9 protein-coding genes are annotated in these 15151 nt (G+C 71.1%); 4 read left to right on the top strand and 5 right to left on the bottom strand.

The window, feature by feature from the left end; translation table 11 throughout:
- The first annotated feature begins 60 nt into the window (after positions 1 to 60).
- From LDL48_RS07470 to rplI, 3 genes are read left to right on the top strand one after another with little or no spacing between them, the layout of a single operon-like run.
- Positions 61 to 624, top strand: coding sequence for a single-stranded DNA-binding protein (locus LDL48_RS07470; RefSeq protein WP_225254281.1), 564 nt, complete (start codon positions 61 to 63; stop codon positions 622 to 624).
- 24 nt (positions 625 to 648) lie between these two features.
- Positions 649 to 888, top strand: a complete 240-nt coding sequence (gene rpsR / locus LDL48_RS07465) for a 30S ribosomal protein S18 (RefSeq protein ID WP_007073789.1) — start codon at positions 649 to 651, stop codon at positions 886 to 888.
- A gap of 14 nt (positions 889 to 902) precedes the next feature.
- Positions 903 to 1352: a 50S ribosomal protein L9 gene (gene rplI / locus LDL48_RS07460; protein WP_225254280.1), complete on the top strand. Its 450-nt coding sequence runs from the start codon at positions 903 to 905 to the stop codon at positions 1350 to 1352.
- An 80-nt stretch (positions 1353 to 1432) separates the two neighbouring features.
- On the opposite strand, the gene LDL48_RS07455 is transcribed toward rplI, so the two are convergent.
- Positions 1433 to 4648 carry a hypothetical protein gene (locus LDL48_RS07455; protein WP_225254279.1) on the bottom strand — a complete coding sequence of 1072 codons (3216 nt, stop codon included), beginning with the start codon at positions 4646 to 4648 and terminating at the stop codon, positions 1433 to 1435.
- 455 nt (positions 4649 to 5103) lie between these two features.
- On the opposite strand from LDL48_RS07455, the gene dnaB reads away from it, so the two are divergent.
- Entirely contained in the window at positions 5104 to 6543 is a 1440-nt protein-coding gene (dnaB, locus tag LDL48_RS07450; RefSeq protein WP_225254484.1) for a replicative DNA helicase, read from the top strand.
- A gap of 132 nt (positions 6544 to 6675) precedes the next feature.
- On the opposite strand, the gene LDL48_RS07445 is transcribed toward dnaB, so the two are convergent.
- The 4 genes from LDL48_RS07445 to LDL48_RS07430 are packed head-to-tail and all read right to left on the bottom strand — an operon-like array spanning position 6676 to position 15118.
- Entirely contained in the window at positions 6676 to 7419 is a 744-nt protein-coding gene (locus tag LDL48_RS07445; protein ID WP_225254278.1) for a hypothetical protein, read from the bottom strand.
- Positions 7412 to 14365, bottom strand: coding sequence for a toxin glutamine deamidase domain-containing protein (locus LDL48_RS07440; RefSeq protein WP_225254277.1), 6954 nt, complete (start codon positions 14363 to 14365; stop codon positions 7412 to 7414). Before LDL48_RS07440 ends, LDL48_RS07445 begins: the two co-directional genes overlap by 8 nt.
- On the bottom strand, positions 14362 to 14697 hold the full coding sequence (locus tag LDL48_RS07435) for a hypothetical protein (RefSeq protein WP_225254276.1): 336 nt from the start codon (positions 14695 to 14697) through the stop codon (positions 14362 to 14364). The genes LDL48_RS07440 and LDL48_RS07435 overlap by 4 nt, the downstream gene beginning before the upstream one ends.
- Positions 14690 to 15118 carry a YbaB/EbfC family nucleoid-associated protein gene (locus LDL48_RS07430; protein ID WP_225254275.1) on the bottom strand — a complete coding sequence of 143 codons (429 nt, stop codon included), beginning with the start codon at positions 15116 to 15118 and terminating at the stop codon, positions 14690 to 14692. The genes LDL48_RS07435 and LDL48_RS07430 overlap by 8 nt, the downstream gene beginning before the upstream one ends.
- Positions 15119 to 15151 lie beyond the last annotated feature (33 nt).

Genomic DNA, 15151 nt, shown 5'->3' with positions numbered 1-15151 from the left:
TTTTGTCAGGGGGCTCTGGCAGCCTCCTTGCAGACCAGCGAAAGCGGCGAGGAGAAGATCATGGCAGGAGAAACCACCATCACGGTCGTCGGCAACTTGACCGACGACCCTGAGCTGCGCTTCACCCCTTCGGGTGCGGCGGTCGCCAAGTTCCGCATCGCTTCCACGCCGCGGACCTTGGACCGGCAGTCGGGCGAGTGGAAAGACGGCGAGCCACTCTTCCTCGCGTGCAACATCTGGCGTGACGCCGCCGAGCACGTCGCCGAGTCGCTGCAGCGTGGCGCTCGGGTGATCGTGCAGGGTCGGCTGCGCCAGCGGTCCTACGAGACCCGCGAGGGCGAGAAGCGCACCGTCTACGAACTCGAGGTCGACGAGATCGGCCCGTCGCTGCGCTACGCCACGGCGAAGGTGCAGAAGATGTCCCGGTCCGGCGGCGGCGGGGGTGGCTTCGGCGCCTCCGGCGGTGGTGGTGGCCGGCAGTCCGGTGGCACCGGCGGGGGCGGCGGCGGAGGCAACTCCTTCGACGACCCGTGGGCCACGGCCGCGCCTGCCACGCCCTCCCGCGCCGGCGGTGCCGGTGGCGGTGGCGGCGGAGGCAACTTCGACGACGAGCCCCCCTTCTAGTCTTCACATTCAGGAGTAAGAGCAATGGCCAAGGCTGCGGCACTGCGCAAGCCGAAGAAGAAGGTGAACCCGCTCGACAAGGACGGGATCACCTACATCGACTACAAGGACACCGCGCTGCTGCGGAAGTTCATCAGCGACCGGGGCAAGATCCGCGCCCGGCGGGTCACCGGCGTGACCTCGCAGCAGCAGCGGCAGATCGCCCGCGCGGTCAAGAACGCCCGCGAGATGGCGCTTCTGCCGTACACGGCCACGGCGCGCTGAGGGGAGGCACCGATATGAAGATCATCCTCACTCAGGAGGTGTCGGGCCTCGGCACCCCCGGCGACATCGTCGAGGTCAAGAACGGCTACGGCCGCAACTACCTGCTGCCGCAGGGCTTCGCGATCCAGTGGAGCAAGGGCGCCGAGAAGCAGGTCACGGTCATCAAGCGGGCCCGCTCGGCCCGCGAGATCCGCGACCTGGGCCAGGCCAACGAGGTCAAGCAGCAGCTCTCCGGCCTCAAGGTGACGCTGTCGGCGCGCTCCGGCACCGGCGGCCGCCTGTTCGGCTCGATCACCCCGGCCGAGATCACCGATGCGGTCAAGGCCGCGGGTGGTCCGGCGCTGGACCGCCGGCGGCTCGAGCTGGCCGGTCCGATCAAGACGACCGGCACGTACAACGTCCAGGTCAAGCTGCACCCGGAGGTGACCGCCACGTTCCCGGTGAACGTGGTGGCCGCCAAGTAGTCTCCGCACCACCTCGAAGCGCGTCGGTCTCCGGACCGGCGCGCTTCGTCGTTCCCGGAGCCGGAGCTCGGCGGGTCAGCTCAGCTCAGCGAGTTGCCGGTGATCGCCGACGACAGCACGGTGGCCAGGCCGCCGCCCACGACCGCCGCCGCGAGACCCACGCTCGCCGCCTTCCAGGTGCCGCTGGCCCACCGCAGCCCGACCGCCACCACCACGCTGAGCAGCAACGACAGGCCGAACTCGGGGGCCGCGCCGCCGAGCGTGTCCAGGGCGCGGGCCTGCTGGCTGCCGTTCAGCACGAGCATGTAGAGCACGACGAGGACGACCGGGACGCCGTACCACATGACGGTGTAGCCCACCGCGGCCAACGGGCCGCCGGTGTCCTCCTCGAGGTCGTCGTCATCGTCCGGCTCGAGCAGGTTGCTCGGCCGGCCGGGTGCGTCGGTCAGGTTGGTGCCGACCGGCCGGCGCTCGTACGCGCCGCCGGGCGCGGGGCTCTGGTAGCCGGTCGGCTGCCGCGGCGGCCACTGGCCCTCCGGCGGCTCCGCCGTCCGGCCGGCGTCCGGGTTCCCGACCAGCAGCTCCTGACGGGACCCGTTGACCGGTCGGTCGGCCGGCGGCTCCGCGACCGGTGCCGACGTCGGCACCGCGGCACTGCCGGACGGCCGGAACGGCACGAACTCCTGGGTACCGAACCGCCGCGACTCGCCGTCGGCCAGGTCACTGCTCTCCGCGGCGAGCTCACGGCGCCAGTCGTCGGTCCCGGCGGTGCGGTACCGGGCGGTGCCCCGCGCGGGCGGGCCGGCGTCCGGGCGCCGCCACGTCTCCGGGTCGACCGGCGGACGCACCTCGGTGACCGCGTCACCCGGCGCCGGACCGTCACGCAGATCACGGCGCCAGTCGTCGGACCCGGCCGGGCCGGACCAGGCCGACCGCGGCGGCTCGATCTCGCGCGGTTCGGCGTCCCAGCGTCCGGGCCGCTGGTCGTCTCCGGACCAGGCCGGCCGCGGCGGCTCGATCTCGCGCGGTTCGGCGTCCCAGCGTCCGGGCCGCTGGTCGTCCCCGGACCATCCGGCCGCGCGCGGCGTACCGCGGCGGTCGTCCTCGTCCTCGGCCCAGCGCCCGCGGCGCGGCGGATCGTCCCGGCCGGGACCCTCGATGGCCAGCGGACCGCCGCCTGGCCCCTCGTCGGCCCACCGGTTGCGGCGCGCATCCTCCTCGGCCGGCCAGTTGCCCCGGACGCTGCCGGCTTCGGAATCCCGGCGCCAGGCCGCTTCGTCCTCCGGCGCGGCCCGCCGCCGCCCGCCGCGCGTCTCGGTGTCGTCGCGGCGCCGCCCGTTACGGGGGTCCGCGTCGTCCCGCCGCCGGTTCGGGTTCGTCGGGCGGGTGAAGCCGGTGCCGGTGTCGGTGCGCCAGCTCCCGGTGTCGGTCTCCGGCTGCTGCCAGGCCATCGGGATGACGCCGGTGTCCGAGGCGGTCTGCGCCCACGGATCGGCCGGTGGTTCGATCTCGCGGCGCCGCGCCCGCCGGCCGGTTGCCTCGCCCGGGGCGTCCGACGCCTCGCGCTCGTCGCGCAGCCAGCCCGGCGCTTCCCGGTCGCCGGCCCAGCCCGCGGCGGGCGAGGACTGCCGCCAGCTGTCGGTCTGCGGCTCGTCGCCGCGGCTCCAGCTGCCGGAGTCCGGCTCGGCACGCCAGCCATCGGTCCGGGTACGCCAGTCGCCACCGGAACGCGGGGCCCGGTCCGCCCGGCGTCCGTCGTCCTCCCGGGGGGCGTCCCGCCAATTCGGCGCCTCGGTCCGGGCGCCGCCGTCGTCGAACATCTGGATGCTGCCGGTGTCGGTGTGCCCGGCCCAGTTGTCCGTGTCGGAACGGGTCGACCAGCCCGTACCCCCGCTGGTCCGGCTGCCCGGCTCCGCGGCCCGGCGGCGGCCGACCTGGCGGGTCCCCTCCCCCGGGCCGGTGGCCGTGTCGCGGCGCCAGCGCGCGCGGTCGTCCTCACGGACCAGGTGCCGGCCGTCGTCCGGTTCGGTGAACGCCTGCCATCCGGGCCGCTCCGTGCGCCGGGGGCCGGTCTCCGGTGGTGCCGGCTCGGAGCGTGACCGGGTCGGGTCGACGAGCTGCTGCCAGGACGACTCCGGACGGTCCGGCACGGCGCCGGTCGTCCACGGGCTCGGGGCCGCCGCGGTTCCGCCGGGGGTCGGGCCGTCCGCCGGTGCGGTGAACTGCTGCCAGGCCGGTCGGCCGTCGGAGGCGCCACCGCGGGTGCCGTTGCCGGTCTCCCACGGGGGTGCCGGGGTGCCGTTGCCGGCCTGCCACGGAGGTGCGGGGGTGCCGTTGCCGGCCTGCCACGGAGGTGCCGGGGTGCCGTTGCCGGTCTCCCACGGCCGTCCGGTGGTGCCGGTTTCCGTCTCCCATGGTCTCGCCTGAGTGCTGTTGCCCGGTTCCCACGGGGGTGCGGTGGTCTCGCTCCGCGGCGGCGCGGTGCCGTTGCCGTTGCCGTTCTCCCAGGGCCGGGCCGCGGTGCCGCCGCCGGTCTCCCACGGGGGTGCCGCGGTCCCGTTCCTGGACTCCCAGGGAGCGGTGCCGTTGGTGGCCTCCCAGGGTGGGGTGCCGTTGGTGGCTTCCCAGGGTGGGGTGCCGTTGGTCGCCTCCCACGGCGGGGTGCCGTCGGTGAACCGCTGCCAGGTCGCGCCGCCGGTGGCACCGCCCTGGCCGGCCGTGCCGTCGGCCGGCTGCCACGCTGGGCCGCTCTCCCGGATCTCGCCGGGCAGCGCGTCCGTGCCCGCCTCGGAGCCCGGCGTGGGCCAGGCGGTGCCCGAGATGGCCAGCTGCTGGCGGGCCGGCGGGTCGCTCGGCGGAAGCAGATTTTCCGCGCCGGCTCCGGTGTGCCACGCCTCGGTGGTGGACCGCCAGCCGTGCGTACCGGACGCCGACCGCCATTCCGTGGTCTGCCGCCAGCGGGCGGTCTGCTCGGTGGCGCGCCACTCGGCGGTCTCGGTGCGCCAGCCCACGCCCTCGGCGGGGAAGTTCGGGCGGCCGGTGGGCTCCACCGACGACCAACGGCTGACCTCGACCTGTCCGTCGCCGTTCGCGGGACGCTGCGCCCAGGCCTCGGCGCGCTCGGCCCACTCGACGGCCTCGGGGATCGGCTGCAGGCTGCCGGTGTCGGCTACGGAGCCGGTGCCCCAAGAGCCGGACTTTTCGGGACTTTCCGGGCTAGAAGTGGCAGACCAATCTTCGGGCGCGCGGTTATCGCGCGGCAGGCGGGACCCGTAGTCCCACTCCCGTTGGTCCACCAGAAAAGCGTGACCGCTGCACGACCGAACCGCAACGCCCTGAAGCGACGGCTTCGTCACCCCGCAGACTTTTTCTTGTCCGCCACGCCGAACTTTCTTTCCTCCACACCGTGGGGACGGCGAAAGCGCAGGTCGGACCCGCGACGGTCCGTGCGTCCCCAGGCGTTGTACACAGGCTGTGCACAGGGCTGCCCACAGGCTCACCCGGGCCTGTCCACAGGTTGTCCCGAGGCTCGTCCACCGCCCCGCTAGGTGTTTGACGTGGCACTTCGTATGGTTGGCCAGCCTCCCACCCGACCCGTGCACCCGCCGCGCCTGATCACGACCGCACACCCGTTTGCAACGTGCCAGATTCCGGGCGTGTCACCCGTAGGTCTGGCGGTGGGCGCCCGAAGATGTCGTACCCAGGTTGTTTGATCACGTCAGCACGGAACGGCGAGTGGAGGGAGTCCCGGGTGTCAATCACCGACGACGCACGGGCGGAGTCCCGGCCACCGCCCCCACCCGGTGCCGGACGCCCGCCGGGCGGCGGACCGCCCGGCGGCGGATCGCCACACGACAACCAGTTCGACAAGGCGCCGCCACAGGACATCGCCGCCGAGCAGAGCGTCCTGGGCGGCATGCTGCTGTCCAAGGACGCGATCGCCGACGTCGTGGAGATCTTGAAGTCTCACGACTTCTACCGGCCCGTCCACGCGACCGTCTTCGACACCATCCTCGATCTGTACGGCCGCGGCGAACCCGCCGACGGCGTCACGGTCGCGGCCGCCCTCTCCGACTCCGGCGACCTGCAACGCATCGGCGGCGTGCCCTACCTGCACACGCTCATCGAGAGCGTGCCCACCGCCGCCAACGCCTCCTACTACGCGCGGATCGTGTCCGAGCGCGCCGTGCTGCGCCGGCTCGTGGAGGCGGGCACCAAGATCGTCCAACTGGGGTACGGCACCGGCGGCCACGGCGGCCGCGACGTGGACGACATCGTCGACCTGGCCCAGCAGGCGGTCTACGACGTCACCGAGCGGCGCGTCAACGAGGACTTCGCGGTGCTCGCCGACATGCTCCAGCCCACCCTCGACGAGATCGAAGCGGTCGGCGCCACGCAGGGCATGATGACCGGCGTACCGACCGGATTCTCCGATCTGGACCGGTTGCTCAACGGCCTCCACCCTGGACAGTTGATCATTGTGGCCGGCCGCCCCGGTCTCGGAAAGTCGACGGCCAGTATGGACTTCGCCCGAAACGCCGCTATCCGAGCTAACTGCGCCAGCGCCATCTTCTCCCTCGAAATGAGCAAGATCGAAATTGTCATGCGCCTGCTGTCCGCGGAAGCACGCGTGCCGCTGCACATCCTGCGCTCCGGGCAACTGTCCGACGACGACTGGACCAAACTCGCCCGCCGCATGGGTGAAATCAGCGAGGCGCCGATCTTCGTCGACGACACACCGAGCATGAACCTGATGGAGATTCGAGCCAAGGCCCGCCGCCTCAAACAACGCCACGACCTCAAGCTCATCGTCGTCGACTACCTCCAGCTGATGACATCGCCGAAACGCACCGAAAGCCGCCAGCAGGAAGTCGCCGACCTGTCCCGAGGCCTCAAACTGCTGGCCAAGGAAGTCGAGTGCCCGGTGATCGCGGTGAGCCAGCTGAACCGCGGCCCCGAACAGCGCACCGACAAGCGACCCCAACTGTCCGACCTGCGCGAATCCGGCTCCATCGAACAGGACGCTGACGTGGTCATCCTGCTCCACCGCGACGACTACTACGACAAGGAGTCCCCGCGCGCCGGCGAAGCGGACTTCATCGTGGCCAAGCATCGAAACGGTCCCACCGACACGGTGACGGTGGCGGCGCAGTTGCATCTTTCGCGCTTCGTCGACATGGCCATCGTCTAGCTGCACCGATGCCCCATCCGAAGCATCGACCGGTGGCACGCTTACGGTCGTGGTGGCCTAGCCCAAGCGCACGAGACCTACGTAACCCGTTGTTCAGAGCTTCGGTGTGGTAGACGTGCCGTTACAGCCGTGTCAAACCACAGTAGGACGTTCCTCTATGGCCCACTCACCTGCTGGCTCGTCCGAGGCCCGATAGAGCGGCGAGTACGCGATTAAGCGGATGAAAGTCCCGTTCACCCGCAGCGAAATTTGGAAGAGGTCGCGCCGCCCACGGCGGATAAGAGCCTGAGATCCCGGCGCGAAATGCCATGCGGATGCCGCTAGGCGGGCCAAGAGCCGCTCGAAAGCCGAGTCGAGGTCGTCGTCTCCTATCGCGACGGCCAGTTCGACGGTAAAGCCGTACAACTCTTCCTGAAGCCTCACGGAGCCGGCGGAGTACCGGGTGGGTCCTGTGCGAGACTCCACGTACGTGCGCTTACCAGGAAGCGCGGTGTTCAAGTCGCGTTCCAGTTCCACCTGCAACGCCTCATGAGCCTGAATCATCTCCGCGTGCATGGCCTGCCAGGAATGCGGCACGTCGAACGTCGACGGTTGGGCGCGGGCCGGAAGCGGTACACCGTCGATGAAGTGTCGCCTGTAGAACTCGTCCCATGTCGGTAGCGCAGCGACCGCGTGCGCGCCCGGTCCAGAGCGAACCTCGATCCCAAAGAGAACGCCGGTACGCGCCATCACCGCTTCCGCGGTCTCGACAGCGACTAGGGCACTGGCTGAATTCTGGTAAGCACTAGCATTGATCCAGAATGCGGGCCGCATGTCGTCGAAAGCCTCGCCTATCTCGAAAACGTAGACGTTGCGTTCGGCGTCGGGTTCACCCACGGTCGACCCCCTGCCGTGTTTCGAGCTGGTCCAATGCCGCAGCCTCCCGCATCGCGAACTTCACCAGCAGTTGCTCGGCCTCGGTCAGCCCGACGTACGATTTGAAGATTGTATTGTGCTCCAAGTCAGCCGCGACAGATGCCCGATGTGTGGTCAGCTGTAGCTCGTACGTATACGGCTGTCCATCAACTTCGATGCCTACGACGAGCGGAACGACGCGGTAGTCCGGCGCGGTGGCCTTCGGCTCGGCGTACATGTTCTCCACCTCAAGGATCCGGCCGCCGTCGCCCACGCCGAGTATGCGCTTCACCACACCAAGCGCCTGCTCAAGCGATTGCATGTCCTTGACCGTCAGGCGCCCACCTACGGCGTCAATCACATCGCCGGCGCGGTAGTTGGGACGGGGTCGGCCACGCGCGCCGGAAACCATGCGCTGCACCTTGTTCAGGATTTCTGGAGCCCGCTTCGCGCGCGCCGACTGCTGCACTTCACCGCAGAGTTCGGCAGCTGCGCGAGCCAGCAAGTCCAGCTCTACCAGCACGGCAGGTAGCACTCTGCGGTTGAGCCGCTGGGCGTATTCCTCAAGTCGCGCCAGGTTCGCCACGGAGGTGTCTGGCCCGGCGTTGCGGGATGGATCACTGAGCTTCCCCGCCTCGACGTAGGTCTGCTTCCGGGAGCGACCAGCGGCATCGACATTGATACCAGGCTCTACGGGATCGAAGAGAGCGCCGGCCCCCGGATTCGCCTCCAGGAACGCTTGGAGCACACCGCCGTAAGGCCCGACCGCCCGGATTTGCGCTAGCTCGACGAGTAGTTCCACCGTGCGCGTCCGCTGACTTGGGTTCAAGAGTGTGGAAGTGACGTTCAGCGCGTGGTTGTTAGTGACGTGGTCGACGAGGAGCCGCACGATGATGTCAGCGAACTCCGCGGAGTGTGGAGCGACGTCCGTGAGGACGGATTGTTGCGCCGACGCCAACTCGGCCAGGTCGGCGGACTTGACGCCGGGTGCTACGCCTGGGGTGGGCCGTACGTCCAGCCGTTCCGGGCGCCCTCCTCGTACATCGCCAGAATTGTCTCCTCGCTCGGCAGTTCCGTCTGCAGGTGCTCCCGCGCCAGGCGTACCGCCGTCGCCTGATCGACCTCCGTCGACGGGTCCGGGTACGTGTCGTCGAACAGCGGGCGTGCCGCCAGTCCCGGAGCGTACATCCACTCCTTCCGGGCTGCGTGCCACATCACCGCTTGGAGCGGTTCCCGGAGCGGCGCCGTGTAGGCGATCAGGCTCGTGGTCTCGTTCGAGCCCTTCGCCTTGAAGGCGCGGTACGCCACTCTGGGGAGGCTCATGCGGAACGCCCAGCCTTTCGTATCCCGGTATGTCGGATGGTGTGAGGCCGAAGGACTGCAGGGTATCGCTGAACGGTGTGTTGTTGCGGTGCAGGTTGTCGCGATACTGGGCCCAGGGATACGCGCCCTTGCCGAGCGCCCATCTAGGGAACGACGTGTCAACGGAGACAAGTCCCGGAATTTCGCCTAGGTCAGTTGGCTGGCGGCCAGACATACCGTATCGCTTGTTGAGAGCCAGAATTCGCAGGAAAGCCTCGATGCGGGTTTCCGCAGATGCGGTCTCCAGACGCACATCCTCATACAGGGAGTGCGTGAGTTTGCCGACGGCGCGGGAGGCGGTTGTGGGGAACTGCAGCTCCAGCCGGTATCCCTGAGGGTCGATGAGAGTGACATTCAGGCCGTTGTGACGGCCGCGTCCATCGCCCCAGAAACTGAGCACCTGTTCGACCGAGTAGCCGCGCTCCCTGAACAGGGAGAGCGCATTCCGGACGGTGTGACCGTACTGCTTCTCCCCTGTCTCTATCGTGAACCTCACGCGATCATTCACGTCTTCGATGAAGCGATCCAGCGACATTGCGCCGGTGGCCTGGCGTTCGAGGAACTTGCGGGCCAATGATGGCAGGCTCTTGACTCGGTACTGTTCGTCCTCGACCCGCGGCTGGATCTCCCCCTCTGGGTGATCCAGCAGTGCCGCGACCTCATGCATGTCGCGCGAAACCCGGGCCGCCACCGTTTCCGCCTCGGTGTGGGCCTGTTCGAGGGCGGTCCGGTCGGCGGATGTGAGGGACTGGAGCAGTCGCTCCTCTTCCCGCTGAGCCGGCGTCTTCTCCGGTGGCTCGGGCTCGGCTCCGGTCGGCTCCAGCGCGGTGCGGCTCCACAGGCCGGCCTCGTGGTATGGGATCGACGACCATTCTCCGCGACCGTCCACCACCATCGCGTCCATCGACACCACGTTTCCGTCGGCGGGCGTGCCCTGGTGGCGGTACAGCGGCAGGTTTTCCGAGATGCGCCTGGTCTGCGGGTCCAGGAACAGGATGGTGCCGTGGTGGTTGACGGCCGCCCAGGCGTGGGCGCTGCCGCCTTCGGAGTCGGTGACGATGAACGCGAACGCGCCGTGTCCGATGTTGTGCAGGTGGTTGCTGAGGTTGGTCAGGGCGGTGTCGACGGCCTGCTGGGCCTGGTGCGGGTCCAGCCCGCCGACGTACGGGCACATGCCCTGGAACTCGCCTCGGACGGTGTCCTGGATGCGGGTCAGCCCGCCTTCCTCGGCGCCGAGTGGGCGGGTGGGGTCGCCGTGGGCGTACGAGTCGAAGGTGCGCGGCGCGGACACGCGGGGGCGGCCGTGCACGTACGTGTCGAAGAGTGCCAGCACGCCGTCCACGCAGTTGATGCCGCGGGTCGGGTCGGCCTCGGGGCCGCCGTCGTTGGCGAGACCGAACCACCGGCCCACGCGCGGGTCGGCCAGGCGTTGCACGCGGCCGTCGGGTTCGCGCGGCATGGCGTTTTCCAGATCGGACTGGTGGACGGCGAGGGGCGGGCGCAGGCCGCCGCGGATTCCGTACCGGCGGCTGCGGTCGACCGGTGGCGGGAAGTCGTCGCCGGTCAGCGCGGAACTGTCGTCGGTCTCGACGGCCCCGCCCGCCAGGTGGCCGACGTCGTCGTTGATTCGTGCCCAGGCCGGGCCCTCGACGCGCACCAGATCGGGGACGACCTCGCCGGACCGCACCTGGGCGGCGCGGTCGGCGAGTTCCTCGGCTTCGGTGCTGGCTTCGCGCGCGCTGGCCCGGTATCGGTCGGCGCGCAGCGTCAGGCCGTCGCGCTGGGCCGCGTTCGCCTGATCACCCAGGTGTACGGCGTTGGCGCGGCAGATGTCGGCGTTGGTGGCGAGGTACTCGGCGTACTCGTCGCGTCTGTTCTCCTCATGGGTCCGGCGCGCGTGTGCGGCGTAGCCGAAGTACGCGGCCCGCGCACCGGCGTGGTTCGCCGCGGGCGGTGGCGGAGCGGGGGACCGGTCGTCGGCGGTGCCGGGTGTGAAGGCGTTGAACGGTTCCGCGGAGGCCAGTTCCGCCACGATCGAGGCCGCCTGCACGTCGGGCACCGTGGGTGTGTCCTGGTAGGCGGCCGAAACGTACACCGGTGTGGGCCGCGGCGGCAGCGGAGGCAAGGTCTTGTGCTCGACGTGCCAGGCGCCGTCGTTCCGGCCCGGGAACGTCAGCGGCACGCCCTGACCGTTGACCACCAGCGCGTCGACCTGCACCACGTTGTGCGGGTCGGGCACGCCGCGGTGTCCGTACAGTGTGGGGATTGTTCCCGGGCCGGCCACCGCGCCGGACTGCGGGTCGACGAAGAGGATCTCCCCACCCTGGTTGACCGCGGCCCAGGCGTGCGCGGTTCCGCCCTCCCAGGCGTTCACGATGAACGCGAACGATCCGGGGCCGCCGGCGGTCAACTGCGCCGCGATGTCCGTGAACGCCCGGTCCACCCGCTGCTGGGCGACCGCGGGTGGTTCCCCGGCGACGTTGTCGCACAGCGACTGGAACCGGCCTGACGTGACCAGTTCGGCGCGCTCGGTGCCGACCCGTTCGCCACCCTGCACGTACGCGGTCTCGCCGTGCAGGTAGCCGTCGAACGTGCGGGGGGCGGACACCCGTGGCCGGCCGTGCACGTACGTCTCGTAGAACGACAGCACGCAGTCCTGGCAGTTGATCCCGCGCGTCGGATCGGCCTGCGGTCCGCCGTCGTTGACCAGCCGGAAGTACGGTGCCCGGGGGTCCGCCATCCGCACCGGTGCGCCGTTTCCGTCGCGGGGGACGGCCCGTTCCAGGTCCAGCTGGTGCAGCGCGAGCGGCGGTCGCAGGCCCCGCGGTTCGCCGTACCGCCGGGTCCGGTCGACCGCCGGTGGATGGTCGTTGCCGGTCAGCACGGAACGGTCGCCGGTCGCCACCGGTCCCGCCGCCAGCGGTCCGACGTCCACATTGACCCGGTGCCAGTCCTGTGGCTGTGCGTCGACCGCCACCGGATCCATCGGCACGGTTTCGCCGGCGATGCCGTCGGCCCGGGCCGCGGTGGCCTGGGCGTTGCGCGCGAGCAGGTTCGCCGTCTCCTCGTGGAACGCGGCACCATGCCGGTCGAACCGCAGGAACCGCGCCATCCGCGCCGCCCGCCGCGCGTCCCGGGCCTGCCGTTCCAGGACCGCGGCGCGGTCCCGAAGTTCGGTGGCCGCAGCCGCACGCCGATTCGCCCCGTACGCGGCGCGCTGCTCGGCGATGTTCCGGAGATAGCGGCGCTCGGCGTCCGCTTCGGCCGGGTTCGATCGGTCCGGCCCGGCCACCATGCCCGGCGGCAGAGCGGCCATCAACCCGAGGTCCGCCGGCGCATCCCGCGGGGCAGGCACATTCCCGGGTACGCCGGACGTGAAGTCCCCGCTGCCGAAGGCCGGCGAGGTGGTGAGTCCCGCGCCGGGTCCGCCGCCGGGCCGACCGACCACGTCGGCCTCGATCGGACGTGGCTCGCCGAACCAGGCGATCTCGGTACCGGAGTCCGAGTCGGTGTCTGATCTGGCCGCAGGTGGCGCAGCTGGGAGATCTGCGCTGCTCGTGGCGATCACCGGGGTGGGCCGGGGCGGTGGCGCGGTGGTGGGCTGAGATGGCGGCGGTGTGGTGGTGGGTTGGGGCGGTGGCGCGGTGGTGGGCTGAGATGGCGGCGCGGTGGTGGGCAGCGGCGCGGTGGGCGGGGGCGCGGTTGTGCCGGTCGGTGGACGAGTCGGGGAAGTGGCCGGCGATGACGCGGCGTCCCGGGGTGAAGGACTCGTGGTCGGGGAGGGCACGCCGTGGGGGGGGGGGCCCGGGGGGGGGGGGGGGGGGGGGGGGGGCCCCCCCCCCCCCCCGCCGCCCGCCGGGATCGGACCTGTTGCGGGTGTCGCGGCGGGCGAAGCGGCGCCGAGCGGCCCCATGACGGGCCCGCTCGCCGTCGGCGCTGCACTGCTCGACGTCACACCGCCGGACGGACCCGCGGACGGCGGAACCGGTCCGGGTGCGTCGGACGGCGGTGCGAGCGCCGACAGGTTCAGATCACCCCGCGTGCCGGACGACGTCGTCGGATCGAGGGCGTTGGGGGGAGCGGCCGCCGAGGGGGAGGCGGTGGACGGATCCGGCGGCGAGAGCACCGACATGGACCCGGAAGCACCGGACGGCCCCGCGGAGACCACCCCGGACGAGGCAGACCCGGACGGCAGAGGCGCAGAAGAGGAGGACCCGGACGAGGGCGGGACGGAGCCAGGCGAGGAGTCCGCGCCCGAAGGAGTGGAGGCGGTCGGGACCGCGCCCGAAGGAGTGGAGGCGGTAGGGACCGCGCCGGAGAGGGTGGAGGCGGTGAGATCCGCGGCGGAGGGAGCGGAGGCGGAGGAGGTAGGGCCGAAGGCGGTGGGGCCGGAGGCAGCGGCGGTGGGGCCGGAGGCGGAAGGACCGGAAGCCGTAGCAGACGAGACCGAAGGGGATGCACCGAAAGGAGAAACGTCCGACGTGGACGGCCCAGCGGCGCGTGTCGAGGCCCCCTCGGAAGGCGCCGACGACGAATCAACCGCTCCGGTCGCACCCAGGGTGGGAACCTGCAACCCGCCCAGCGCATCCCCCACCCCGGCCCTGGCCGACTGCACCGCCGACCCGGCCGCCCCCGAGGTCGCCGACTTGGCCAGCCCTTCGAGGTCGAGCTGGCCGGTGACCGCCGCCCCGCCGAGTTCGCCCAGCACCTCTCCGCCCGCCCCGCGCAGCAGGTCGCCGGGTCCGCTGCCGTGCGTGCCGCGGCCGAGCTGCGCGCCGGTCGACGCGGCGCCACCGGCGAAGCCCGCGGCCGTGGACATGCCGAGTTCGTTCCAGTCGAGGCCGTCCCGGCGTCCGGTGGAGTTCTGGTAGAGCTGGATGCCGGCGTTGGTGGCGAATTCCTCGCGGGCTTCGTCGAGACCCTCCCGCAGCGCGTCCCGGCCGAGGTTTCGCAGGCCGGCCTTGGTGGTGAGCTGCTTGGCGGCGCGCTCGCCGGCCTCCTTCAGCGACTGTTTCATCGCCTTCTTGCTGAGCTGGGCGATGAGCTTCCGGAAGATCTGCTGGATGGCGATGCGGGTGGCGGCGATCAGTCCGGCGGCGGCGGGGGACGCGGCGCCCAGCGTCAGGGCGACGGCGACCGCCATGCCGATCAGCTCGATGACGAAGATGCCGAGTTCGATCCAGGCTTCAATCTTGGCGCCCTCGATGTCGCAGCCGCACTCCTCGACGAGTCTGCCGAGTTCGTGGCTGATCGACAGGAGGGCGTTCAGCGGGGCGTTCTCGTCGTCGGACACCTTCGCCCAGGCGGCCATGAAGGCTTCCACGGTGACGCCGGCGCCGCCGTACCCGGAGATGATCTGGTCGGCCGCCTGGTTGGCCTCGTCGCGCGGGCCGGCCAGCGCCTGGGCCAGGGCGTACCAGCGGTCGGCGACGTCCCAGGTCTCCGCTTCGTTGCCGTCCGGCCACTGGAAGCCGACGACCCACTCGAGCGCCTCGTACGCCCAGCCGGGCAGGTCCCAGGGGCAGTAGTCGAGCGGGTGCGGGATCGGGCTGGGCAGAACCGTCACGGGCGGTCCCGGTACGTCCGGGCCACCCGCGTCCCGGACTCGTGGTCGGCGCCCTGGTTGTCGGCGACGCTGGCCTCGGCCGCCTCGCCAAGGCCCTGCACGTACTCGCTGACCTGCCGCCAGGCCTGGAACACCTGCTGTTCGATCGTGCGGTAGTTGTTCTCGAAGGACTGTCCGATGTCGTCCCTGCCCCACGGCCGCCGCTGGGACGCCTCGGCCAGCTCGTGGCCGGCGCCGCCGAGCAGGGCCTGGTAGTCCTGGCCGGCGGCGGCCAGCTGGTGGGCGCCGGTCCGGACGACCGGGGGATCGAGGTAGAGCCGGCCGTCACTCATCGCGCTCGCCGCCGGCGGTGCGCATGATGTCGTCGGAGCGGCGCAGCAGCGAGCCGAAGTCCTGGTCGCGGACGAACCGCAGGGCGCCGGAGTCGGGTGGCAGGTAGGCCGCCATGAGGTCCTGGACCTGCTCGGTGGTGCGCGCGGTGGCCTGCTGCACGGTGGCCACGATGGCGCGGCCGAGCTGTTCCGGGTCGAGGTCGCGGTAGACCCGGCGGTCCAGGGTCAGGTCGAGGAGCTGGCCGCGGGCGCCGACCGTGGCGCGCACCAGCCCGTCCGGCGACTCCGCGCTGACCTGCAGATCGGCCAGCCGCTGCTGGATGTCGTCCATGCCGGACCGGAGTCGTTGGTACTGCCCGAAGACGTCGTCGAAGCGCGCCCGCAGTGCCTGGTTGGCCTCGCGGTCAGCCCTGTCCGCCACCGTGATTCCTCCCTGCCGCCGCCGATCGGGGTG

It is taken from the genome of Jidongwangia harbinensis (genome assembly GCF_020216025.1).
GTDB classification, from domain to species: domain Bacteria; phylum Actinomycetota; class Actinomycetes; order Mycobacteriales; family Micromonosporaceae; genus Actinoplanes; species Actinoplanes harbinensis.
Note: the sequence above shows the minus strand (reverse complement) of the source record. Positions and strands in the feature narration are given on the sequence as shown.

Excerpts from the sequence above, each read along its gene's own strand:
- LDL48_RS07435 (WP_225254276.1), bottom strand. The coding sequence starts at position 14,697 with ATGAGTGACGGCCGGCTCTACCTCGATCCCCCGGTCGTCCGGACCGGC.
- LDL48_RS07470 (WP_225254281.1), top strand. The coding sequence starts at position 61 with ATGGCAGGAGAAACCACCATCACGGTCGTCGGCAACTTGACCGACGAC.
- rpsR (WP_007073789.1), top strand. The coding sequence starts at position 649 with ATGGCCAAGGCTGCGGCACTGCGCAAGCCGAAGAAGAAGGTGAACCCG.
- rplI (WP_225254280.1), top strand. The coding sequence starts at position 903 with ATGAAGATCATCCTCACTCAGGAGGTGTCGGGCCTCGGCACCCCCGGC.